Raw genomic sequence first — 22939 nt, 5'->3', positions numbered from 1 at the left:
CATGCGGCACTGAGGTCAATCGCAGGTCTCTGTCACCCGCACCATCATCGCCGCACGCTGCGCGCCTTGGCCGGCACCTCCACCGGCGGCAACACCTCCATCAGCAGCTGCCCTTCGCTCGCGGTGATGCGCAGCTTGGTGCCGATGGCAAAGCCCAGTTGTTCCAGCCATAGGCCGCTGAGGCGGACATGGGGCACGTGCTGGTCGCCGGCGTGGTCGTGGGCGCCGGGGTAATGGGTGTAGCTGACGGTGCATTGGCGCGGGCGGCGGGCGCGGCGGGGTGCGCGTAGCGTCCCGGGGCCTTGCGGGGAGGCGTCCGGGTCGGGCGGCAGCATCGGTGGCAGCTTGGTGCGGTCGGGCTCCACAACAACCCACTGCACCCGCTTGGGTGGCGCGGGGCGCGTACGTGTGCGGGTGGGCCGTGCGCTGGCAGATGCCGTGGGTGGGCGGCGGCGGGTCATGGCGCCTCCGGGTGGTGGCGGGTGATGGATGCGGCCGCGCACTGCTGCAGCGCCACGGCACTGCGTGCGAGCCGGCGGCGTGAGGTACGCGACAACACACCGAGCTGGCGACTCAGCAGATGCGCGGTATGGTCTCTCGCCTGCTCAATAGCTGTGCTTGCGTCGAGCCTGCGCAGCACATCGCCCATATCCCCCCGCAGGCGGTGAGCAGAGGCTGGCAACAGATCAACCGGTACAGATGCCGGCATGGATAGTGCGGTAGACATGGCAACGCCCTCCTGGAACAACCCAAGAACCGCCGCCAACGGCGACGGGATGTCGGGAGGTTCGAAACCGCACGTAGCCGGCGGGCATATTCCCCTTGCGGGTGTTGTATTAGCCGCCCTCCCGACACAGGCATTGCGTCGGCTTGTACCTGCAGGATGCAGGCACAAAAAACCCACCGGTTTGACGGAGGTGGGTACCGCTACGTGAGGAGTTTCGACGCTCCTTGGGCCTAGATTGCAAGTACGCGGTCTGGCGTGTCAATACACGCTGGCAAGTCTCGCGCGGCTACGTGCGCCGCTGGCGCAGTTCCATACGGGCCAGGCAAGCCGAACGCCGTTGCCTGATAAGTGCACCTGCCCCATCACGGTTAAGGCCATGCTGCGTGGAAGTGAACCTGGAACCGTTACTTCTGCGTCGCTACGGCCAGGCGATGGAAGACAGCTTGACCCGTCGCGGTGAGCGACTGCAGATCCTGTTGTTGCTCAATACGCTTGCCACCTTCGCCAGTTGGCTGGCGGGGCTGGGCTGCGAAGCCACCGGTATCGTCCAGTGGCTATCGCCACGCAGCAGCACACGCAAGCGTTACTCGACACTGCACGTCGGCCGCGAGGCGCTGGTCAGGCGCTGACCCATGGAACCTGTCTCACGCTGGCTAGGATGACGCTGGTGCTTTAAAAACGTGGGGATACTTAAGAACCTGGAACCGTTATTTCCGAACCGTTATTTCTTCAGGAAAAGTCTCCACAGGGTCAGCTCTTCTAGATCTGAGACATTGGGCATGAAGGCCTCAATCTGTAGCATTCGGCTCAGAGCCGCTGCCGCGAGCTTCAAAGTGGTCTTTGAATAGTGGGACCAGACAAAGATGCCACATCAGCCAACAAGCATAGATGGAATCGCCGGAGTAGGATTGGCCATCGCTTGTCGTTCCGTGCGCGATGGCGTGGCGAAGCCCCGGACCGGACCGAGTAAGGAACACTCGCTCGATGTCGTCAATCACGGGCGCACTGAAGATGGCCTCTAGCTCACCGCGATGATTCTTGTACAACTGCGTAATGCTCATGTCTTCCTGGGTCCCAGAATCCTCATCGTGACGAACAACATCGACGTCATGTCCTTTCAGGACATAGATCAGCGAGGCCTCTAGCAGCGGAGTGAGGATGAAAATGGCCGACGTCATATCACCATGCAGAAATGCCAGAATTCCCTTAGAAAAGGTCTCCGTGAGATCAGGGGGAACGAATGGGCTTTCTCGGCAGAGAGGGAAGACCTCGTCTAGTGATACTGAGTGCTCGCTGGCCAACTGATATAGAACGACAGCGATTCGGCCCCGCACCACAGTCTCTCGGTAGATCCCCTCTTGCCTCGCGATAGCATGCTCCAACGCAGCAGGATCAATGTTCCGCGTGTCCGTTCCCGGAGAACGGAATCGAACGTGGCCATCGGAATCGTGCTGCTGAACACCGAACAAAGAACCTAACGGATGCTTGCGCATCCCTTCAATTGCCTCTTGCTCAATGAGCGAAGTAGGTCGGGGTCGGTGGATAGCAGCAAGCAAGAACAGAGCCTCCTTAATCGAAAGACCCTGAGTCCGATCTTTCACAGCTTTGACCAACTCACTCAGATCATACGAGTACTCGAAGGTGCCGAACTCGTCCTCGGCAGCGGACTGAAGCCGAATCAACTCTATGCGCAGCTCGCGCTTGAAAGCTTTTGCATCAGGCGAAGACAGCCCCCGCAGCAAGTCAATGGCCTGCTGTACGAAATGTGACCCACTTAAATTTCCGCCGAGTGCTTTTCCGTGCTCTGCCATACGGCAGCTTGCTTCAATCATGCATCGTTCGTAGTTGGCACTGTCCTTCGCACGGCGCCAAGCGCGACCCGCACCAACAAGCGCATCGCAAACAAAATGAGGGTCTGTTCCAGAAGTGAATCCGCGTGCAGCTGCCTCCATACGAGGTGCACAATGCTCCGGCAGATCCAAGTCATAGTCCAAGGCCAGATTCATCATGGCCAGCAGTCCCTGGCTGTCGCCTTCAGTCTCAAACTGACCGGCAGACGCCAAGCAGAAAGTCTTCAGCGCTATGAGATCGGAGTCGTCCTCGCGCAGGCGCAGCAGGTCACAGATCTGGAGCCCTCTGCGAAGCGACCTCGTGACCTCGCCAATGGGACGATGATCTGAATCATAATCCCGATGCCTAAGCTCGCGGGTAAGCATCCCATCTGCTACACGAATGTAGGCGAGCACGGCCGCTCTACCAGCATCAACACGACTCCGCTCGACCAGCCAGGCAAGATCCAAAAGCCGAGCGCAGATCACAGGATTGGGCGAACGTCTCCCCAACTCCTCCAGCACTGCGCCACACCCACTCCAATCCGAACCAATAGCTGTCCGCCGGCCATCGAACTCCATCATTGCGCTGTAAGGGGCCTTGGGTAGATCAAGCCTTTGGTGCAGCTGCAATGCTGAAGCCACCATACGAAGAACCCGACTTCGCGGTGAGGTGGCTTGCTCATCGGCACGCTGCTCTTCCGCTATAAGTAGGTCACCTATACGATGCGCAGAAGCTTCACTGGCGAGCAGCCCAGAATCACCAATATCAAAATTAAACTCACTTGCATCTGAAAGTGAAGCTTCTGTCCAGGGATAATTGATGCTGTTCATCAGGCGCGTCCCCACCAAGTCAGTATATAGCGATGACGATATGAGGTTGGCGCTGCGAAGAAAAGACAGAACCAACTAAACTTGCGGAAAACAAATAACGGTTCCAGGTTCACTTCTTTACCATCGCGCCCATACCGCCACGCGGCAGACATGGGCGCGACACGTTGGCGCTAGAACTTGTAGGTCAGCCCCAGGTACGCCAGCCGGCCTGCGTAGCCGCCGGTATAGAAGCGTGCGCGGGTGTCCTCGCCCAGGTGCGAGCGGGACTCCTGCTTGGTCAGGTTCAGCACCGAGGCGGTGAGGCTGAGCGCCGGGGTGATGTTGTAGGCCGCGTTCACGTCGATCTGGTAGTACGGCTCCTCAAAGACGTTCAACCCGTTGACCAGGCCTTGCACCAGTTCGCCGCGACGGTTGTACGAGGCGCGCAGCAGCAGGCTGTCGATCTCGTAGAACACGGTGAGGTTGGTCTGGTTTCTGGCGCTGCCCGGCATGGAGGTCTCGCCGGCCTCGGTGCCGTCCTCCAGCCGCACCGCCGCCTTGCTGGCATCGTTGTAGGTGTAGTTGAACTGCACACCAAGACCGAATGGCAGCGTGTGCTGCGCGTAGAGCTCCACACCTTGCGAGACCGCGTCCTGGCCGCCGGCCTGGGTGCTGTAGTTCTGCACGGTGACCGGTTGCCCGTCGACCATCATGTTCACGTCGCTGATCACGTCGACCGCAAAATTCTCCACGTTCTTGCGGAACAGTCCCACACCTGCCACCGAGCCCGGCTGGAAATACCATTCCAGCCCCAGGTCGAACTGGTTGGCCTTGTACGGCTCCAGGTTCTTGTTGCTGCCCGAGCCGTACCAGCCCTGCTCGCTGGCACCGCCGGTCAGGCGCCGGTCGGCCACGTACTCGGGACTGTAAAACTCCAGGCTGCCAGGCGCGGCGATGTCGTTGTAGCTGGGACGTGCGATCACCTTGGCTGCTGCCGCGCGCAGCAGCAGGTTCTCGGTCAGGTCGTAGGCCAGGTTGAAACTCGGCAGCACGTCGGTGTAGTTGCGGTCCAGCCCGCTGACCACGAACGACTCGGTGCGTTGCACGCTGTCGGACAAACGCCAGTAGCCTTCGGTCCCGCAATAGGTGTCGGCCGGGGCGCCGCTGGGCATGGCGGCGCCCTGCTGGCAGGCCAGCGGATTGCCGTCGGCGCCATCGAAGAAGTAGTCGTTGTAGGCGGTCACCTTGTCGGTGGAATCGGCACGCTGGCCGGTGCGCGCCACCCGCACGCCGACGTTGCCACGCAGCCGCTCGGTGTGGAAGTTGAGTTGCAGGTAGGTGGAATAGATCTCCTCGTCGACGTTGTAGACGAAGTTGTCTTCGCTGCGGGTCTGCATCGCGCCGTAGGTCTGGTTCAAGTAGCCGATGTAGCCCGGGAAGTTGATCGCCGGGAACGCGCTGGCGTTGACGCCACCGGCCAGGTTGTCCTGCGCGAACAGCAGGCCCGGCGAGAACTGGGTGGCGATGGCATTGCAGCGCCCGTTCCAGTAGCGGTTGTCGTAGTCGCCCGGATCGGTGCCCGGGCACACCCAGTAGTTGTTGCCGGTACTGCGGTGGATGCCGCCGTCGCGACGCTTGAGGCCGAACTGCAGCGAGTCGAAGACCTCGCCATCGAAATGCCAGGTGGTATCGATCTGCGCGTACTGCTGCTGATTGGTGTTACGGGTCCAGGACGAGCCGGTCGAGCCCAGGTCGACCTGCAGGATGCCGTCGCGCAGGTTCTGCATCAGCTGCGGCGAGAATGTCATGGACGGCGTGCCGGTGAGGTCCCAGGCGCTGGCGAAGTTGCCGTTGGTCCAGCTGCCGTCGGCGTTCTGCAGGCGCGGCTTGATCGGCAGGGAGAACTGCAGCTCCGGCCCGCCCTTGGCCCAGGTGCGGCCGACCTTGAACGCCACGTCCACCTGCTCGCCACGCCATTCGCCGCCCAGATCCACCGTCTGCGACTGCGATTTCTCGATGTTGTAGCTGCCGGTGATCTGCGGCGTCGGCACGGTGCAATCGTCCGAGCCCCAGCCGCCCGGCGGCAGGCCGGCCGCGGCGGCCTGCGCCTCGCTGCAATAGTAGGTCTTGCCCGGACGCAGGCTGTAGGCGGCGCCAGTGACAATCGTGCCGCTGGGATCGAACTGCAGCCGGTCGAGCAGACGGCCGCCGCGCCAGTTGCCATCGCCGTTATAGCGGGCAATGTTCCACTCGGGAATCTTGATGGTATTGGTCTGCGAGTCCTGCGACAGGTCGAAGCGGAAGTAGTTCGCGGTCAGGGTCAGGTCGTCGGTCGGCTTGAACTGCAAGGTCAGTTGCCCACCCTTGCGTTCGCGCTCCTCGCGTTTGGCGTCCAGGCTGACCGCCGTCGGCATCATGAAACCGGTGTAGTAATTGCTGTTCTGGTCCCAGAAACCGGTACCGCCCCACCAGTTGGCGTTGAAGTCCGACGGATTTCCATTCACGTCGACCGCCGGGCCGACTTCGTCGCGGCCGTACCACTGCCAGCTCTCGGTACTGGCATTGAGCGTGCGCGCGGTACGCTTCTGCTGCGTGTAGCCAACGAAGACACCGAAGCGGTTGTCCTTGTCGTGCCACGAGTACGAACCGGAGAACTGGCCGTCGGTCTTCTTGCTGGTATCCGACCAGGTGCCCTCGGCCGAGACGAAGCCGGAATGTGGCTCCAGTTCCAGCGGGCGCCGCGTCTGCAGGATCACCGTGCCGCCGATGCCGCCTTCGTCGATGCGCGCTTCCGGGGTCTTGTACAGCTCCGCGCTGCCCAGCAGGTTCGACGGCAGCAGCGTGTAGTTGAACGAGCGCGTCGGGTCGCCGTTGGATTCGGCGGTGGCGATGTAGTTGCCGTTCAATTCGGTCAGCACCAGCTCCGAAGACAGGCCGCGCACACTGACGTTCTTGCCTTCGCCGCCGTCGCGGCTGATGACCACGCCGGGCACGCGCTGCAGCGCATCGGCCACGTTCTTGTCGGGGAACTTGCCCACGTCCTCGGCGGTGATCACATCGACCACGGCGTTGGCGTTGCGCTTCTGCTCCAGGCTTTTTTCGATCGCGTAGCGGTAGCCGGTCACCGTCACCGCATCCAGGTCCGTGGCCTGCACCTCGGCCTGGCCGGTGGGCGCCGGCGTGGCGTCGGCCTGCTGGGCGACAGCGGTGGTAGAGGCGGCGCTCGCGAACAAGACGATGGCGATACCGGCGGACAGCGTGCTGCGGTTGCGTGCGAATGGCATGCAGTTCATTTCGATCATGCTCTCCCAGTAGTGATCGGCTTCGGCGGATTCCTGTCGATACAACGATCGGACAAAGACGCCGCGCGAAGTGACGCAGAAATATCCGGCGCCGTTGCGCCCCCCTCCTCTTGCGTCCGCTTCCACGCAGATGCAATTAGATCGTTCTAATGCCGTGGAAAGCTAAGTAGCACAGCCGATGCGGCAGCGCATTCTGCCCCGCAACAGGCCCGCGGCGTTGCAAGGCATCCACGATGGCCGGCCGGCCCGCCACGCTTGCGCGCGGCATGGCACGGCCTGCCGCGTCGCCGGCTGCAGCAGCGTGATCGCTGCAAGCAACACACCCTTGCCCGCAACCGGACGCAAGCGGTTCGCCGAAGCGCCAGAACGCACCTTATTTGAAACCAAACTCAGCAATAGGCTGGATCGACGTCAGGGCATCGTCCACCACACGCCGCTTGGCGGCCATCGCCAACGCGATCGCCACCACCGAACATGCGCGCGTTTGTTGCCTGCGTACACGCGCAAGGGCGGCGGGGCCTGCTGCGGCATTGATGACACGCCTTGGTCGGAAGCGCACGCGCCGATGACCTGTCAACCCTGCATCGACGCCAGCGTGGAAGCGGCCCATGCCGCAAAACGACAACTTTCTGGCGCATCGACCGAGTGCGCCTATCAAGTCCGCCGCGCTCGCGCCGATATGGCTTCCATGGACAGACTCAGCATCATCGGACTGGTGCTCGCGATCGTGGCGATCGTGGGCGGCAGCGTGTTGAAAGGCGCCGGCATTTCGTCGCTGTGGTCGCCGGCTGCCTTCGTGATCGTGATCGTCGGCACCGTGGCGGCGATCCTGCTGCACACCTCGCCGGCGGTTTTCCGGCGCGCCTTCAAGATCCTGCGCTGGGTGATCCAGCCGCCGGCCAGCGATCGCCCGCAGTTGCTGGCGCGCATCGTCGAATGGAGCAACATCGCCCGCCGCCAGGGCCTGCTGGGCCTGGAAGACCAGCTCCCGCGCCAGGACGACGCGTTCCTGCGCAAGGGCCTGCAGATGCTGGTCGATGGCGTGGAGCCCGAATCCATGCGGCACATGCTCGAGATCGAAATGGACAACCAGGAGCGTCAGGATCTTGCCGCGGCCAAGGTGTTCGAAGGCATGGGCATCTATGCGCCCACGCTGGGCATCATCGGCGCGGTGCTGGGGCTGATGGCGGTGATGAAGAACCTGGCCGACCCGGCCATGCTCGGCCATGGCATCGCCGCGGCGTTCACCGCCACCATCTACGGCATCGCTTCGGCCAATCTGCTGTTCCTGCCGGTCGCCGCCAAGCTCAAGAGCGTCATCCACTGCAGCACCAACGAGCGCGAAATGGCGATCGAAGGCCTGATCGCGATCGCCCAGGGCGAGAACCCGCGCAACATCGAGTCGAAATTGGCCGGATACTTGCATTAGTCCCGTCATGGCCCGCCGTCGCAAACATCACGAAGACCATGGCAACCACGAAGCGTGGGCGATTCCGTATGCCGATCTGATGACGCTGCTGCTGGCGTTCTTCGTGGTGATGTACGCAATCTCCTCGCTCAACGAGGGCAAGTACAAGGTCATGGCGCAGGCGCTGACCACCGCTTTCGGCGGCTCGTCCACTGCCGCCAGCCCGGTGCAGATCGGCAAGACCCAGACCCTGGGCGCCGATTACGACCGCCCCTCGGTGATCAAGGCCGGCGCGCCGATGGCCGCCTCCAGCGGGCCGACCGACCCCACCCTGCTGCCGTCGATGGCCGCCCAGATGCGCATGCCGGTGTCGCTGCGTAACCAGGCGCAGCTGGCGCGCGCGCAGCGGCAGATGGACGCGGTGGCCCAGCAGCTGAGCAAGACGTTGGCGCCGCTGATCGAGCAGAAACTCATCACCATCCGCCGCAACGACCTGTGGATCGAGGTGGAGATCAACAGCGACATCCTGTTCGGCACCGGCTCGGCCTCGCTGGCCGGCAGCGCCCGCGGCACCCTGTCGGCGCTGGCCGCGGTGCTGCGCGATGCGCCCAATGGCGTGCGCGTGGAGGGGTATACCGACAACCAGCCGATCGCCACCGCACAGTTCCCCTCCAACTGGGAGCTGTCGGCCGCGCGCGCCGCCAGCGTGGTGCACCTGTTTGCCGACGACGGCGTGGCCCCGCAACGATTGGCGATGGTGGGCTATGGAGAATTCCGCGCACGTGCCGATAACAGCACTGAGGCGGGACGGAATGCGAACCGGCGTGTGGTGTTGATCATCCTCGCTGACTCGGCTGGCTCACTCGCACCCGATCCGCCATCGCAGATGCATGCGACCGCCGCCGGGGCGCCCAAGCTTCCCAAGTCTGACGGCGGCCAAACGGCCGTCACCACCGAAAGCGGCACAAGTTCCGTCCCCGCCGTAATTCAAGGAGTGCAGTGAGATGCGTATCTGGGCAATCGCCAACCAAAAGGGCGGCGTCGGCAAGACCACCACGACGCTGGCATTGGGTCGCGGCCTGGCCGCGCTCGGCCACCGGGTATTGTTGATCGACCTCGATCCGCACTCCTCCCTCACCCGCGCGTTCGGTGTGGCGATCGACCCGCCGCCGCGCGGTGTGCTGGACCTGTTCGGCACCCCGCCGAGCGACCTGGCCAGCCTGGCCCATGAAAGCGCCATCCCCGGCCTGTCCTATGTGTGCGCACAAGCCGCACTGGCCACGCTGGAACGCCGCAGCGCCAACCAGCCCGGCCTGGGCCTGGCGCTGCAGAACGCAATGACCCGGCATGCCGGCCAGCACGACTACATCCTGCTCGACTGCCCGCCCACGCTCGGCCTGCTGATGATCAATGCCCTGGCCGCCTGCGACCGCGTGGTGGTGCCGACCCAGGCCGAGCCGCTGGCGCTGCATGGCCTGGCCAGCATGGTGCGGACTGCCGACATGGTGCAGCGCTCGCGTCGCCGCGCGCTGCCGGTGTCGATCCTGCCGACCCTGTTCGACCGTCGCACCCGCGCCGGCACCGAGACGCTCAGGGAGATGCAGGACACCTACGGCGCCGTCGTCTGGGAAGACGCGGTGCCGGTGGATACCCGAATCTGTAATGCCGCCGCACTGACTGTCCCCGCCACCGGCGGCGACTACCAGGGCCGCGGCCTGTCCGCCTATCGCCGCGCGCTGGAATGGGTGCTGGCCGATGACGCGATGCGTATGGAGCAAGCTGCATGAGCAACCACACCGCCAACGGTGAGCTGGACGATTATCTGGAAGGCCTGTTGCACGACGCCGGCGTCGAGATCCCCGCCCCGGCTGCTGGGGCCACTGCCGCCCCTGCTGCCAGCGAAACTCCGGCGCCTGCGGACGCAGACCTCGCGCTGGCCGAGCCGCCGGTGCAGGCTGCCGCGGCTCCCGAAGCCGCCGCTGTGTCGGAAGCGGCGACGTCCAACGCGATTGCCGCGGTGCTGAGCGCCGACGCGATCGCTGCCGATTTCCTCGCCGAAATGGATGCCGACCCGGCCTTCGGGCCGCCAGTGGTTGCCGCACCCAGCGCCGCGGACATTGCCGCCGACTTCCTGGCCGAAATGGATGCCGACCCGGCCTTTGGGCCGCCGGTGGTTGCCGCACCCAGCGCCGCAGACATCGCTGCCGATTTCCTGGCCGAAATGGATGCCGACCCGGCCTTCGGGCCGCCGGTGGTCGCCGCACCCAGCACCGCAGACATTGCTGCCGACTTCCTCGCCGAAATGGATGCCGACCCGGCCTTTGCCACCGCTGCGCCCAGCCCGTTCATGAGCACGGCCGACCTGATGGCCGAAATGGACGCCGACCCGGCCTTCGCCACGGCGGCCTCCAGCGCGGATCTGCTGGCGGCCGATCTGCTGTCGGAGATGGATGCCGACCCGGCCTTTGCCGATGCCGCACCTGCCCCGCCGGTACCGGCACGGCCTGCGCCGGCACCCATGCAGGCACCGCACCGCGCGCCGCCGCCGCCGATCTACCCGCAAGGCCTGCAGGCACTGCTGGCTCCCGGCCAGGCCGAGCACATCCAGGCCGAGCGGCGCGCCAGCGAACGCAGCACGCGCTGGCTGCGCCTGCGCTGCGGCGAGCAGACCTATGCGCTGGAATTGCTCAAGGTGCAGGAAGTGGTGCTGCCGGTACCGCTGCTGCCACTGCGCGGCACTGCCAGCGCGATGCTCGGCATCATGAACCTGCGTGGCCAGGTGGTGCCGGTGATCGATCTGGGCATGCATCTGGGCTCGGCGCCGATCAACATGGACCTGCAGACGCGCGTGGTGGTGCTGGAAGAAAACGGCGAGACCATGGGCCTGCGCGTGTCGGCGGTGGAAGATGTCACCAGCCTGACCGATCAGCAGATCGAGCCGCCGGACAACGCCCGCCTGTGCCGCATTTCCAACAACCTGTTCCGCGGCGTCGCGCGGCTGGGCCATCAACCGATGATCCTGCTCGATGCCAGCCATCTGCTGCATTGATCCAGCGCGCAGCTGACGCGCACCTGCACGCGCAACGATTCAGCGTTAAAGCTTTCCCGCCCCCCGCCGTTAGTACGCATAGAACCATCCGTTCGGAGCAACAATGAGCACAGTGACATTGGGTGAGGATCTCGGCATCGAGACCAGCGCCGACCTCAAGCAGAAGCTTGCCGCGTTCCTGACCCAGGACGGCGACCTGGTGCTCAATGCCGGCGACGTCCGGCGCATCCATACCGCCAGCGTGCAGTTGCTCTGCGCCTTTGTGCAGACGCGCCGCCAGGCGGGCTTGCATACCGAATTCGATGGCTGCAACGACACTTTTAGAGATGCGGCCCGTCTGCTCGGCGTCACCGACGCGCTCGGACTTTCCGCATCCAATGACAACCTGAAATCTGTGGAGAACGCCGCATGAGCGCACGTATCTTGGTGGTGGACGATTCGGCGTCAATGCGCCAGATGGTCTCTTTCGCCCTCACCTCTGCCGGCTTTGCCGTCGAAGAAGCCGAGGACGGCGCCGTTGCGCTGGGCCGCGCGAAGGGCCAACGCTTCAATGCGGTGGTGACCGACGTGAACATGCCCAACATGGACGGCATCTCGCTGATCCGCGAGCTGCGCCAGCTGCCGGACTACAAGTTCACCCCGATGCTGATGCTCACCACCGAGTCGGCGGCCGACAAGAAGTCCGAAGGCAAGGCCGCCGGTGCCACCGGCTGGCTGGTCAAGCCGTTCAATCCGGAACAGCTGATCGCCACCGTCCAGAAAGTTCTGGGTTAATCCTTACTCGCTTCACCATCGGATCTCACGCCCATGAGCATGGACCTGCAACGTTTCCACGCCACCTTTTTCGAGGAAAGCCGCGAAGGGCTGGACGCGATGGAGGCCGGGCTGTTGTCCCTTGAAGAGGGCAACCGCGACCCGGAAATCATCAACTCGGTGTTCCGCGCTGCGCACTCGATCAAGGGCGGCGCGGCCACCTTCGGTTTCGAAGCCGTCGCCGGCCTGACCCACGTGCTGGAGACGCTGCTGGACGAGCTGCGCTCCAACAAGCGCCAGCTCGAACCCAATGCGGTCGATGCCATGCTCGGCTCGGTCGACGTGCTGCGCGCCCTGCTGCGCGAAGCCGAACACGGCACCCCGGCCGACCCGGCCGCGGTCAAGGCCGTGCATACCCGTTTGAACGCCGTGCTGGCCGGCGAAGCGCCGACCGCCGCCGCGGTCGCCAAGCCGAAGGAAGAAGAACCCGAAGCCTGGCATATCGGTTTCACCCCGGCGCCGTCGCTGTTCATGAGCGGCAACGACCCGCTGCGCATCATCCGCGAGCTCGAGCACCTGGGCCCGCTGCAGATTGCCGCACGCCTGGAGCGCATGCCGGGCTTTGAGAACATCGACCCGCTGGAAGCCTACCTGGCCTGGGACCTGGGCCTGATCGGCAAGATTCCGCGCAGCAAGATCGAAGACACCTTCGCCTGGGTGGTGGACGATTGCGAGCTGGACATCCGCCCGATGGCGGTGCCCGGCCCGCCGCCGAGCCTGGCCGTCGAAGCCGCTGTCGCGGCGCCGGTCGCCGTCGCTGCGGCACCTGCCGCTGCTGCCGAACCTGCCGCCGCTGCTGCCGCCACGCCGGCCAAGGCCGCCGCTGCCGAAGCGGAAACCTCGATCCGCGTCAGCGTCGACAAGGTCGATGCGTTGATCAATCTGGTCGGCGAGCTGGTCATCACCCAGGCCATGCTCAAGCAGGTCTCCACCGGCCTGGATCCGGCGCATGCCGAACAGCTGTTCGCCGGCCTGGATCTGCTCGAACGCAATACCCGCGACCTGCAGGAAGCGGTCATCGGCGTGCGCATGCTGCCGGTGGATGCGGTGTTCCGCCGCTTCCCGCGGCTGGTCCGCGACCTCTCCAGCCGCCTTGGCAAGCAGGTGCGCCTGCGCACCATCGGCGAAGGCACCGAACTGGACAAGGGCCTGATCGAAAAGATTGCCGATCCGTTGGTGCACCTGGTGCGCAACTCGATCGACCACGGTCTGGAAATGCCCGATGCGCGTCGCGCCTCCGGCAAGGACGAGACCGGCACGATTACCCTGGCGGCCTCGCACCAGGGCGGCCATATCGTGATCGAAGTCAGCGACGACGGCCGTGGCCTCAATCGCGCCAAGATCCTGGAAAAAGCCGCCGAACGTGGCATCGCCGTGCCGGACAACCCGACCGATGCGCAGGTGTGGGACCTGATCTTCGCACCGGGCTTCTCCACCGCCGATGCCGTGACCGACCTGTCTGGCCGTGGCGTGGGCATGGACGTGGTCCGCCGCAACATCCAGGGCCTGGGTGGCGAAGTGCAGCTGGAAAGCAATGCCGGCAGCGGTACCCGCGTGCTGATCCGTCTGCCGCTGACCCTGGCCATCCTCGACGGCATGACCGTGTCGGTGGCCGGCGAAACCCTGATCCTGCCGCTGGCCTATGTGCTCGAGGCCCTGCAGCCGGCACCGGAAGACATCCGCTCGATGGCGGGCGACGGCCGGGTGCTGCGGGTCCGCGGCGAGTACCTGCCGATCCTGTCGCTCACCGATTACTACGGCTTCGGCGGGCAGCAGTCCTCGCAGGAACCGCTGGTGGTGGTGGTCGAAGGCGATGGCCAGAAGATCGCGCTGGAAGTGGACGAACTGCTCGGCCAGCAACAGGTGGTGGTCAAGAACATCGAGAACAACTACCGCCGCATCCCGGGCGTGTCCGGCGCCACCATCCTGGGCGATGGCCGGGTCTCGCTGATCGTGGACATCGGTGGGCTGGTGCGCTCGCTGCGCGTACCGCAGGCCGCGTAAGACGCCAAGCCACGCAACAACTGCAATGTGATCCCTTCTCCCACCGGGAGAAGGTGCCCCGAAGGGGCGGATGAGGGTACGAGCACAGCCACGCACAGTCGGAGTTACACGCGGCTGCGCCGGTACCCTCGCACCATCCCCTCTCCCGCAGGAGAGGGGCTCAAAGCATCCAGGCCGCTACTTTGTGCGGCAACGATAGAGCCCTGGCAGCGATGCCGGGGCTTTGTCGTTGCGGCGTCTGTGTGCCCTGTTTTTGCTGCCTGCCTGCCCGTGGCTGAGCACGCCTGCATGCGCGCAGCGTGCTCAGCGTTGGCTGTGCGCGATCTGCAACGTGAGCTCAGGTCACCTCGTTCCTCACCCCGCTCTCCCAAACGCACACTGCGCAACGCGTCACATCTAAAGAACGCAAGCGGGCCGGCAGACGCCGGCAAGCTCAAGAAAGCCGGCTAGCGAACGCTACCGCTGTACCTCTTCTCCTCCCTCCCTTCCGAGAACACCATGAAATTTCTGCACTCCCTCAACGTCGGGCGACGCCTGGCGTTGGCATTTGCGTTGCTGATCGTCCTGCTGGCCGGTTCAACCAGCCTGGCGCTGTACGAATTCAAGACCGTCAAGAACCAGGTCTCGATCATCATCGAGATCAACAACCGCAAGGCGCAGCTGCTCAACCAGATGCGCGAAAGCAATATGCTTGGCGAGCGTTACATCCGCGACTTCATGCTGGCCTCGCCGCAGCAACAGCCCGCCATCGATGCACAGCTCAAGGCCAATCGCGCGCACTACGCCGAGTTGTGGGCTGCGCTGAAACGTCTGCCGACCACCGCCGATGGCATGCGGGCACGCCAGACCATCGAAGACAGCCTCACCGCAGCCCGCGCCACCAACAACCGTCTGCTCGGCATGATCCGCAGCGGCGATCTGGATGGCGCCAAGCAGCTGTTGCGCGGCGAAGCGCAGCCGTTGCTGGAGCGACGCTCCAAGGCGATTGGCGCCGCGGTGGAATTGCAGAATGCGCAGAACGCCGCCGGTGCCGCCGCCATCCTGGGCAGCGTGGCGCTGGCCAACCGCGCGTTGATCGCCTTCGGTCTGTTGTCGGCCGGCCTTGCTGCCGCACTGGCCTGGCTGATCTCGCGCAGCTTGGTGCGTCCGTTGACCCAGGCCACCCAGGTCGCCGACGCCATCGCGCACGGCAAGCTGGACAACCCGATCGGCCCGCAGCCCGGCGATGAACCCGGCCAGCTGTTGACCAGCATGCGCGGCATGCAGGACCAGCTCAAGGCGGTTGCCGCCGCACAGCAGGACATGGCGCGCCGCCACGACGACGGGCAGATCAGCTTCCGCATGGACGAAGCGGTGTTTCCCGGCGAATACGGCAGCATGGTGCGCGACACCAATGCGCTGGTCGATTCGCATATTGCAGTGAAGATGAAGCTGGCACAGATCATGTCGCGTTATGCCATCGGCGACCTGAGCCAGGACATGGACCGCCTGCCCGGCGAGAAGGCCGTGCTCTGCGACACCATGGATGCGGTCAAGCGCAACCTGTTTGCGATGAACAGCGAGATCAAGTTGCTGGCCCAGGCCGCGGCCAATGGCGATTTCAGCGTGCGTGGCGATACGCAGCGCTTCCAGTACGACTTCCTGGCCATGGTGGAGAGCCTCAACCAGCTGATGGCCACTGCCGATGGCAATCTGGGTGCCCTGTCCAAGGTGCTGCAGGCAATTGCCGCCGGCGACCTGACCGAGCGCATGCACGGCCAGTTCCACGGTGTGTTCGCGCAGATGCGCGACGATGCCAACGCCACCACCGAGCAGCTGTCCGGCATCGTCGGGCGCATCCAGCACGCCACCACCTCGATCAATGCGGCCGCCAGCGACATCGCCGCCGGCAACAACGACCTGTCGCAGCGCACCGAGCAGCAGGCGGCCAACCTGGAAGAAACCGCCGCCTCGATGGAGGAGCTGACTTCCACCGTCAAGCAGAATGCCGAAGGCGCCCGCCAGGCCAACCAGTTGGCGATCGGCGCAGCCGGCGTGGCCTCGCAAGGTGGCGAGGTGGTCAGCAAGGTCGTCGCGACGATGGCCGACATCCAGGCATCTTCCAGGAAGATCGCCGACATCATCAGCGTCATCGACGGCATCGCCTTCCAGACCAACATCCTGGCCTTGAATGCGGCGGTGGAGGCAGCGCGTGCCGGCGAACAGGGCCGTGGCTTTGCGGTTGTCGCCAGCGAAGTGCGCACGCTGGCGCAGCGCTCGGCCGGTGCGGCCAAGGAGATCAAGCAGCTGATCGACGACTCGGTGAGCAAGGTCGCCGAAGGCTCGGTGCTGGTGAATCAGGCCGGCACCACCATGACCGAGATCGTGGCCAGCGTGCAGCGTGTCACCGACATCATGAGCGAGATCTCCGCCGCCTCGCAGGAACAGTCGGCCGGCATCGAACAGGTCAACCTGACCGTGACGCAGATGGACCAGGCCACCCAGCAGAACGCGGCATTGGTGGAAGAAGCCACCGCCGCCGCACGGGCGATGGAAGCACAGGCCGGGCAGCTGTCCGATGCGGTGGCGATCTTCAAGATCCAGCCGAACGTGGCACTGCCGTCGGCAAGCCGCACACCCGCCGCGCGGCATCTGACGGTGGTTTAAGCCACAGGGACCTGCCTTCGTCCCCTCGTCCGACGCTGCACGCCACTTCTGCCGCGGGGAGAAGCAAACGCCCTGTCCGGTTTGACACGTCGGCATCGACACCCGAAACGCCCCGATCCTGTCGGGGCGTTTTGCCATCCGGCAGCGACTCACGGACGCACCAGACCACCCCTGCGATCGCCAGGCAATGCTGCCGTTGGTCGAAAGGTGATCAAGCACAAGCTTCGGCGGCCGATACCAGGAGCAATGAGGGCTGCCTGGCCCGCGCTACGTTCAAGGAAGTCCGCATGCCTACCGTCAACTCACCACGCTCTGCCCGCCACATGCTGGGCTCGGTGTTCGCCGTCGCGCTGCTGGTTGCCAGCGTCTCGTTGCCGCCGTCCTTCGCAGCACCGGCCGCGCCGGTTTCGGTCCTGCTGGACAACGTGCCGATGAGCGCGCTGCAGTCGCTGGCCATCGACCTGGTGCAGTTGCGCGACGACCAGCGGGCGCAGCTTGCCGCAGCGCACGACCCTGCCCGCATCGAGGCCTATGACGAGCGCCTGGGCAACCTGCGTCAACGCATTGCACGGCATGCGGGCTATTTTCAGGCCAGCGCGCCGCAGGGCGAACAGGCGCGCCAGTTCGCGCTGGTGCAGCAGCAGTTGGGCCAGTACCTGGCGCAACATCGGCAGGCCAATCGCGCCCTGCACGATGGCGACCTGCAGTCTGCGCAGGCCCTGTCGCTGGGCCATGCCGGCGACACGCGCCACCTGCTGTGGACCGAACTGCAGACCCTGCAGCAGTCGGTGGCCAGCGTGGGCAACACGCAACGCAACTGAGCACTGCCCGCATTGCGACCGGGTGGTCGCAGTGGCGTTGCAGCATTCCCCGCTTAGCCAGCCCTGCGCTGCGCCAAACCACGCGGCCTGCCACGCAGGTACGCGTGCGCCCTGCCCGGCTGATCCCGGTGCCGCCTGCCCTGCCCGCGCGGGTGCGCGCAATCGCCGCGCGGCCCTGGCAACCGGATGACATGCCAGGCGTACGCCTGTCTCGCCTCAAAAACCGCTGAAAAGCCGCCGTCGGACCGGCTGTCGCGCAGCGCTCAACATTTTGGGGATCAGGTCGCTATTCGACTTATCCCGGTCACATTCCTTTGCTGGATACCTGCCATGACCTTCAAGACCACGATTGCAAACACGCTGGCCAACGTTCCGCTCAAGCGCAAGTTCCTGGCGCAGACCGCGCTGGTGGCGCTGGGCATCATCGCGCTGGCGGTGATCGCCGCCCGCATGCAATACGTGGATCTCACCGATACGCGCCGCGACGGACTCAAGAGCCAGATCGAGATGGCGATTGCGGTGGTCAACGGCTACGCCGAGCGCGCCGAGAAGGGCGAGATGGACATGGACAGCGCCAAGAAAGCCGCGCTGCATACCTTGTCCACCATGCGCGCACGCGGCGGCGTGGATTACATCTACGTCACCGACCAGACGCCGGTGATGCTGATGCACCCCATCCGCCCGGATCTCAACGGCAAGCCGCTCAACGACGTGCTGAGCCCGGACGGCAAGCGCATCTTCCCGGCCTTCGTCACTGCGGCGCAGGCCGGAGGCGGCTATGTCGATTACGCCTGGGCCAAGCCCGGCGAAAAAGAGCCGGTGCAGAAGACCTCGTACGCCGCGCTGTACAAGCCGTGGGGCTGGGTGATCGGCACCGGCGTGTATCTGGACGACACCCAGTCCCAGGCGCTGGCCTTCACCGGCGTCGTCACCCTGGCCGGCGGCGTGCTGGTGCTGCTCAACCTGCTGGTGGGCTGGCTGATCGGCAATTCGATCCTGGAGCCGGTGTCGCGTGCGCTCGCCGCCATCAAGGGCGTGGCGCGTGGCGACCTGAGCGTGCGCACCGCACAGCACGGCAGCGATGAAATCGGCCAGATGCTCAAGGCCACCGACGACATGGTGCACACGCTGGAGCGCTTCTCCGCGCAGACCAAGGTGATGGTGCACATGCACGCCGGCGAAGACGTCGGCCACCGCATGCCCACCGATTTCCCCGGTGTCTACGGCGAGCTGGCCGGCGGCATCAATACGATGATCTTCGAACACCTGGACGCCATCATCGATGCGATCGGCATCCTCAACGAATATGCGCAAGGCGACCTGTCGCGCGACGCCGCGCGCCTGCCCGGCACGCGCGCGGTGCTGCACGAAGCGATGGATGCGGCCAAGGCCAGCCTGCTGGCGATTAACACCGAGATCAAGCGCCTGGCCCAGGCCGCAGCCAATGGCGACTTCAGCCAGCGCGGCGATGCCACGCGCTTCAGGCACGACTCGGCGCGCATGATCAACGACCTCAACGCGATGATGGAAGTCAGCGACCGCAACCTGGGCAAGCTGTCCGAGCTGCTGGCCGCGCTGGCCGAGGGCGACCTGACCGCGCGCATGGACGGTCAGTTCCACGGCGTGTTTGCACGCATGCGCGATGACGCCAACACCACGGCCACGCAACTGGCCGGCATCGTCGGGCGCATCCAGCAGGCCGCCGGTGCCATCACCGAATCGGCCAGCGAGATCGCCGCCGGCAACAACGACCTGTCGCAACGTACCGAGCAGCAGGCCGCCAACCTGGAAGAAACCGCCGCCTCGATGGAGGAGCTCACCGCCACCGTCAAGCAGAATGCCGAGCACGCACGCCAGGCCAACCAGCTGGCGATCGGTGCCGCCTCGGTGGCCTCGCAGGGCGGCCAGGTGGTCAGCCAGGTGGTGGACACCATGTCCGGCATCCAGACCTCGTCCCGGAAGATCGCCGAGATCATCTCGGTCATCGACGGCATCGCCTTCCAGACCAACATCCTGGCCTTGAACGCGGCGGTGGAAGCGGCGCGTGCCGGCGAACAGGGTCGCGGCTTTGCGGTGGTCGCCTCTGAAGTACGCACGCTGGCGCAGCGTTCGGCCGGCGCGGCCAAGGAGATCAAGCACCTGATCGACGACTCGGTCGGCAAGGTGGCGCAGGGTTCGGCGCTGGTGGATCAGGCCGGCAAGACCATGGCCGACATCGTGTCCTCGGTGCAGCGCGTGACCGACATCATGAGCGAGATCTCCGCCGCCTCGCAGGAACAGTCGGCCGGTATCGAGCAGGTCAACCTCACCGTCACCCAGATGGACGAGAGCACCCAGCAGAACGCCGCGCTGGTGGAAGAAGCCACCGCCGCCGCCAACGCCATGCAGCAGCAGGCGCAGCAGCTCGATGAGGCGGTGTCCAGCTTCCGGGTAAGCGTTGCCTCGCCCGCACAGCGCGGCAGCAGCCGTAGTACCGCGCGCGCGGAGGCCTTGCGCGTCGCCAGCTGACGACCGCCCGATCGCTCCCGCACCACCTCCCTCACTTCGAAGCCACGCCCATGCCCTCGTCCCTCACGCAATCCCGCTCCGGCGGCAGTCTGGCGTACCGCCTGATGCTCGGCACCGCCGTCGCTGCGTTGCTGTGCTTCGGCCTCACTGCGGCGATCAGCTACTGGCAAAGCAGCCGCGCACTGATCGCCTCGGCACAGACCACGATGCAGAACGCCGCGCGCTATCAGGCCGAGCAGATCGGCAGCGAGCTGGGGCAGGCGTTCACCACCGGCCAGTCGGTCGCCAGCGCCTTGCTGGCGCAGCGTGCGCACGGCGGGGTGAGCCGCGAGGCGGCGTCGGCGATCGTGCACGACCAGTTACAGAACCATCCCGAATGGGTGGGCATGGGCACGTTGTGGGAGCCGCAGGCCTTCGACGGCAAGGACGGCGACTATGTCGATGCCGAGGGTCACGACAACACCGGCCGTTTCATGACCTACTGGGCCTACAACGGCCAGTCGCTGATCCGCGAACCCCTGGTCGGTTACGAAAAACCCGGCGACGGCGACTGGAACCTCAAACCGCGCGAGCTGGGCCGGCAGATCGTGGCCGGCCCCTACGATTACCAGATCGGCGGCAAGCCGGTGCTGATGACCACCTTGTCCACGCCCATCATGGATCAGGGCAAATACGTGGGCGTGGTGTCGGTGGATTTCGCCCTGGCCGCGTTGCAGAAGCGCCTGAGCGGCTTGCGTCCGATGGACGATGGCTATGTCGAACTGATCTCGCCCGCCGGGGTGATTCTGGCCTCGCGCGACGCTGCGCGGATCGGCAAGCCGGCCGACGGCGCCGACTATCGCACGATGCTGACGGCCACCAGGGCCGGCAAGGACTATCTGGATTTCACGCCGGATGCCGCCGGCACGGTCAGCGCCTATGTGCCGTTGCAGATCGGCCAGGCGCAGGAGCGTTTTGCGCTGGGCGTGGTGGTGCCGTATGCGGCGATCATGCAGCAGGCACATCGGCTGTTGTGGACCATTCTGGCGGTCGGCCTGGGCTCGGCGATGGTGCTCAGCCTGGCGCTGTTCGCACTGTTGCGGCGCCAGGTGGTGGGTCCGCTGGACGTCGCGGCCAAGGTGGCCGGTGCGATTGCCTCCGGCAAGCTGGACAACCAGATTGCCGCGCAGCGCCAGGACGAAGTCGGCCGCCTGATGGGCGCCATGCAGCGCATGCAGACCGACCTGCGCCAGCGCATCGAACGCGACGCACAGATCGCCAACGAAAACCTGCGCATCCGCACCGCGCTGGAACATTCGGAAATGGAAGTGCTGCTGGCCGACGAGCAGCATAATGCGGTGTTCATCACCGAGGCGCTGCACACCTCGTTCAAATGCGGCGAAGCGGCGTTTCATGCCAAGGGCCAGCAGGGCTTCAGCGCCGATGCGGTGGTCGGCAAACCGCTGGACTACGTATTCGGCAGCGATGCCGACGGCAAGGCGCGCTTGCAGCGCCTGCAGCAACTGCAGTCCACCACGCTGGAGCGTTACACCTTCGGCCCGGTGACGCTGGACCTGACCATGACCCCGCTCTACGCCGCCGATGGCCATCGCAGCGGCAGCATGCTGCTGTGGCGCAATGTCAGCGCCGAAGTCAGCACGCAGGCAGAGGTCGCCGCGCTGGTGCAGTCGGCGCTGATGGGCGACTTTGGCCAGCGTCTGGCGCTGGACGACAAGCACGGCTTCTATCTGGAATTCGGCCGTCAGCTCAACGGCTTGCTGGAAACCACCTCGCAAGGCCTGGAGCGTATCTCCAGCCTGCTCAGCGCGCTGGCCGAGGGCGACCTCACCGTGCGCATGGACGGACAGTTCCAGGGCGTGTTCGCACGCATGCGCGACGATGCCAATGCCACCGTGGCGCAACTCACCGGCATCGTCTCGGGCATCCAGACCTCGGCCACGCAGATCAACGCGGCCGCCAGCGAGATCGCCGCCGGCAACAGCGACCTGTCGCAACGCACCGAACAACAGGCCGCCAACCTGGAAGAAACCGCCGCCTCGATGGAGGAGCTCACCTCCACCGTCAAGCAGAACGCCGAGCACGCACGCCAGGCCAACCAGCTGGCGATCGGCGCGGCCGATGTCGCCTCGCATGGCGGCGCGGTGGTGGCGCAGGTGGTCACCACCATGTCCGGCATCGAGGTCTCGTCGAAGAAGATCGCCGAGATCATCAGCGTCATCGACGGCATCGCCTTCCAGACCAATATCCTGGCCCTGAACGCGGCAGTGGAAGCGGCACGCGCCGGCGAACAGGGGCGCGGCTTTGCGGTGGTCGCCAGCGAAGTGCGTACGCTAGCGCAGCGCTCGGCCGGCGCGGCCAAGGAGATCAAGCACCTGATCGACGACTCGGTCGGCAAGGTGGCGCAAGGCTCGTCGCTGGTGCAGCAGGCCGGCACCACCATGGCCGAGATCGTCGCCAGCGTGCAGCGCGTCACCGACATCATGGGCGAGATCTCCGCCGCCTCGCAGGAGCAGTCCAGCGGGATCGAGCAGGTCAACCTGACCGTGACCCAGATGGACGAGGCCACCCAGCAGAACGCGGCATTGGTGGAAGAAGCCACCGCCGCTGCACGCGCGATGGAAGAACAGGCCGGCCAGCTGACCGAGGCGGTGGCGGTGTTCAAGCTCAGCCATGCCGGCAGGCCGGCGGCGATTGCGCCTGCCGCCAGACCCGTGGTCAGCGCGGTTGCGCCATCCACCCGGGCGCCGACCGACAAGAAGCGTGCGGCATTACCGCCGCGTCACCCCACCCGCAAGTCGCCCGGCAGTGTCGCCGGCAACGACAGCCAGTGGCAGGATTTCTGAGTGCAGCGTGTGCAGCTGCGCACGCGCGCAGCTGCGACGCAGGATGAAGCACATCCACTAGCGGCATATCGCTGACCTGACACCCGACCCCACTGCCCGGCTCCGGCCATCGGCCATGCTTAAAGATTCAGCCGCCGTTGCCGCTAGCGAGGGAGACATCGGCGGCCTGCGTCCCA

13 protein-coding genes and 2 pseudogenes are annotated in these 22939 nt (G+C 65.3%); 12 read left to right on the top strand and 3 right to left on the bottom strand.

Going from position 1 to position 22939, the window contains the following annotated elements; genetic code table 11:
• Positions 1-44: 44 nt before the first annotated feature.
• Positions 45-461, bottom strand: a complete 417-nt coding sequence (locus AC1PLA_RS10145; RefSeq protein ID WP_076038903.1) for a SymE family type I addiction module toxin — start codon at positions 459-461, stop codon at positions 45-47.
• A 676-nt stretch (positions 462-1137) separates the two neighbouring features.
• Here AC1PLA_RS10145 and AC1PLA_RS10140 point away from each other — a divergent pair.
• A pseudogene (locus tag AC1PLA_RS10140) lies at positions 1138-1353 on the top strand (IS4 family transposase); the annotation flags it as partial.
• Between the two features lie 162 nt (positions 1354-1515).
• Here AC1PLA_RS10140 and AC1PLA_RS10135 read toward each other — a convergent pair.
• Both AC1PLA_RS10135 and AC1PLA_RS10130 read right to left on the bottom strand, forming a co-directional pair.
• A complete protein-coding gene (locus AC1PLA_RS10135) occupies positions 1516-3390 on the bottom strand; it encodes a DUF7380 domain-containing protein (RefSeq protein ID WP_481106098.1) in 1875 nt (624 codons plus the stop codon).
• Positions 3391-3560: 170 nt separating this feature from the next.
• Positions 3561-6662, bottom strand: a complete 3102-nt coding sequence (locus AC1PLA_RS10130) for a TonB-dependent receptor (protein ID WP_481106097.1) — start codon at positions 6660-6662, stop codon at positions 3561-3563.
• Positions 6663-7359: 697 nt separating this feature from the next.
• Between AC1PLA_RS10130 and AC1PLA_RS10125 the strand changes: the two genes are divergently transcribed.
• From AC1PLA_RS10125 to AC1PLA_RS10075, 11 genes and pseudogenes are all read left to right on the top strand, one after another.
• Positions 7360-8100 (top strand): flagellar motor protein, encoded by a 741-nt coding sequence (locus AC1PLA_RS10125; RefSeq protein WP_026064871.1) that lies wholly within the window; start codon positions 7360-7362, stop codon positions 8098-8100.
• A gap of 7 nt (positions 8101-8107) precedes the next feature.
• Positions 8108-9082, top strand: coding sequence for a flagellar motor protein MotD (gene motD / locus AC1PLA_RS10120; protein ID WP_039515497.1), 975 nt, complete (start codon positions 8108-8110; stop codon positions 9080-9082).
• A 1-nt stretch (position 9083) separates the two neighbouring features.
• Positions 9084-9866, top strand: a complete 783-nt coding sequence (locus AC1PLA_RS10115) for a ParA family protein (protein WP_481106096.1) — start codon at positions 9084-9086, stop codon at positions 9864-9866.
• The gene (locus tag AC1PLA_RS10110; protein WP_481106095.1) at positions 9863-11128 is read left to right on the top strand and encodes a chemotaxis protein CheW; all 1266 of its coding nucleotides are present in this window, start codon (positions 9863-9865) and stop codon (positions 11126-11128) included. The genes AC1PLA_RS10115 and AC1PLA_RS10110 overlap by 4 nt, the downstream gene beginning before the upstream one ends.
• A gap of 103 nt (positions 11129-11231) precedes the next feature.
• Positions 11232-11540 carry an STAS domain-containing protein gene (locus AC1PLA_RS10105; protein WP_039521431.1) on the top strand — a complete coding sequence of 103 codons (309 nt, stop codon included), beginning with the start codon at positions 11232-11234 and terminating at the stop codon, positions 11538-11540.
• Entirely contained in the window at positions 11537-11902 is a 366-nt protein-coding gene (locus tag AC1PLA_RS10100) for a response regulator (protein WP_002806565.1), read from the top strand. The genes AC1PLA_RS10105 and AC1PLA_RS10100 overlap by 4 nt, the downstream gene beginning before the upstream one ends.
• 33 nt (positions 11903-11935) lie before the next feature.
• Positions 11936-13945, top strand: coding sequence for a chemotaxis protein CheA (locus AC1PLA_RS10095; protein ID WP_039527454.1), 2010 nt, complete (start codon positions 11936-11938; stop codon positions 13943-13945).
• A 498-nt stretch (positions 13946-14443) separates the two neighbouring features.
• Positions 14444-16579: pseudogene (locus AC1PLA_RS10090) on the top strand (methyl-accepting chemotaxis protein); the annotation flags it as partial.
• Positions 16580-16878: 299 nt separating this feature from the next.
• Positions 16879-17412 (top strand): hypothetical protein, encoded by a 534-nt coding sequence (locus AC1PLA_RS10085; protein WP_039521426.1) that lies wholly within the window; start codon positions 16879-16881, stop codon positions 17410-17412.
• A gap of 330 nt (positions 17413-17742) precedes the next feature.
• Entirely contained in the window at positions 17743-19920 is a 2178-nt protein-coding gene (locus AC1PLA_RS10080; protein WP_481106094.1) for a methyl-accepting chemotaxis protein, read from the top strand.
• Between the two features lie 50 nt (positions 19921-19970).
• Entirely contained in the window at positions 19971-22763 is a 2793-nt protein-coding gene (locus AC1PLA_RS10075; protein ID WP_481106093.1) for a methyl-accepting chemotaxis protein, read from the top strand.
• Positions 22764-22939: the final 176 nt, after the last annotated feature.

The organism is Xanthomonas sp. NCPPB 1826 (assembly GCF_056725285.1).
Note: the sequence above shows the minus strand (reverse complement) of the source record. Positions and strands in the feature narration are given on the sequence as shown.

Bases quoted from the DNA above. Each gene is read 5' to 3' on its own strand.
- AC1PLA_RS10145 (WP_076038903.1), bottom strand. From the start codon at position 461: ATGACCCGCCGCCGCCCACCCACGGCATCTGCCAGCGCACGGCCCACC.
- AC1PLA_RS10135 (WP_481106098.1), bottom strand. From the start codon at position 3,390: ATGAACAGCATCAATTATCCCTGGACAGAAGCTTCACTTTCAGATGCA.
- AC1PLA_RS10130 (WP_481106097.1), bottom strand. From the start codon at position 6,662: ATGAACTGCATGCCATTCGCACGCAACCGCAGCACGCTGTCCGCCGGT.
- AC1PLA_RS10125 (WP_026064871.1), top strand. From the start codon at position 7,360: ATGGACAGACTCAGCATCATCGGACTGGTGCTCGCGATCGTGGCGATC.
- motD (WP_039515497.1), top strand. From the start codon at position 8,108: ATGGCCCGCCGTCGCAAACATCACGAAGACCATGGCAACCACGAAGCG.
- AC1PLA_RS10115 (WP_481106096.1), top strand. From the start codon at position 9,084: ATGCGTATCTGGGCAATCGCCAACCAAAAGGGCGGCGTCGGCAAGACC.
- AC1PLA_RS10110 (WP_481106095.1), top strand. From the start codon at position 9,863: ATGAGCAACCACACCGCCAACGGTGAGCTGGACGATTATCTGGAAGGC.
- AC1PLA_RS10105 (WP_039521431.1), top strand. From the start codon at position 11,232: ATGAGCACAGTGACATTGGGTGAGGATCTCGGCATCGAGACCAGCGCC.
- AC1PLA_RS10100 (WP_002806565.1), top strand. From the start codon at position 11,537: ATGAGCGCACGTATCTTGGTGGTGGACGATTCGGCGTCAATGCGCCAG.
- AC1PLA_RS10095 (WP_039527454.1), top strand. From the start codon at position 11,936: ATGAGCATGGACCTGCAACGTTTCCACGCCACCTTTTTCGAGGAAAGC.
- AC1PLA_RS10085 (WP_039521426.1), top strand. From the start codon at position 16,879: ATGCCTACCGTCAACTCACCACGCTCTGCCCGCCACATGCTGGGCTCG.
- AC1PLA_RS10080 (WP_481106094.1), top strand. From the start codon at position 17,743: ATGACCTTCAAGACCACGATTGCAAACACGCTGGCCAACGTTCCGCTC.
- AC1PLA_RS10075 (WP_481106093.1), top strand. From the start codon at position 19,971: ATGCCCTCGTCCCTCACGCAATCCCGCTCCGGCGGCAGTCTGGCGTAC.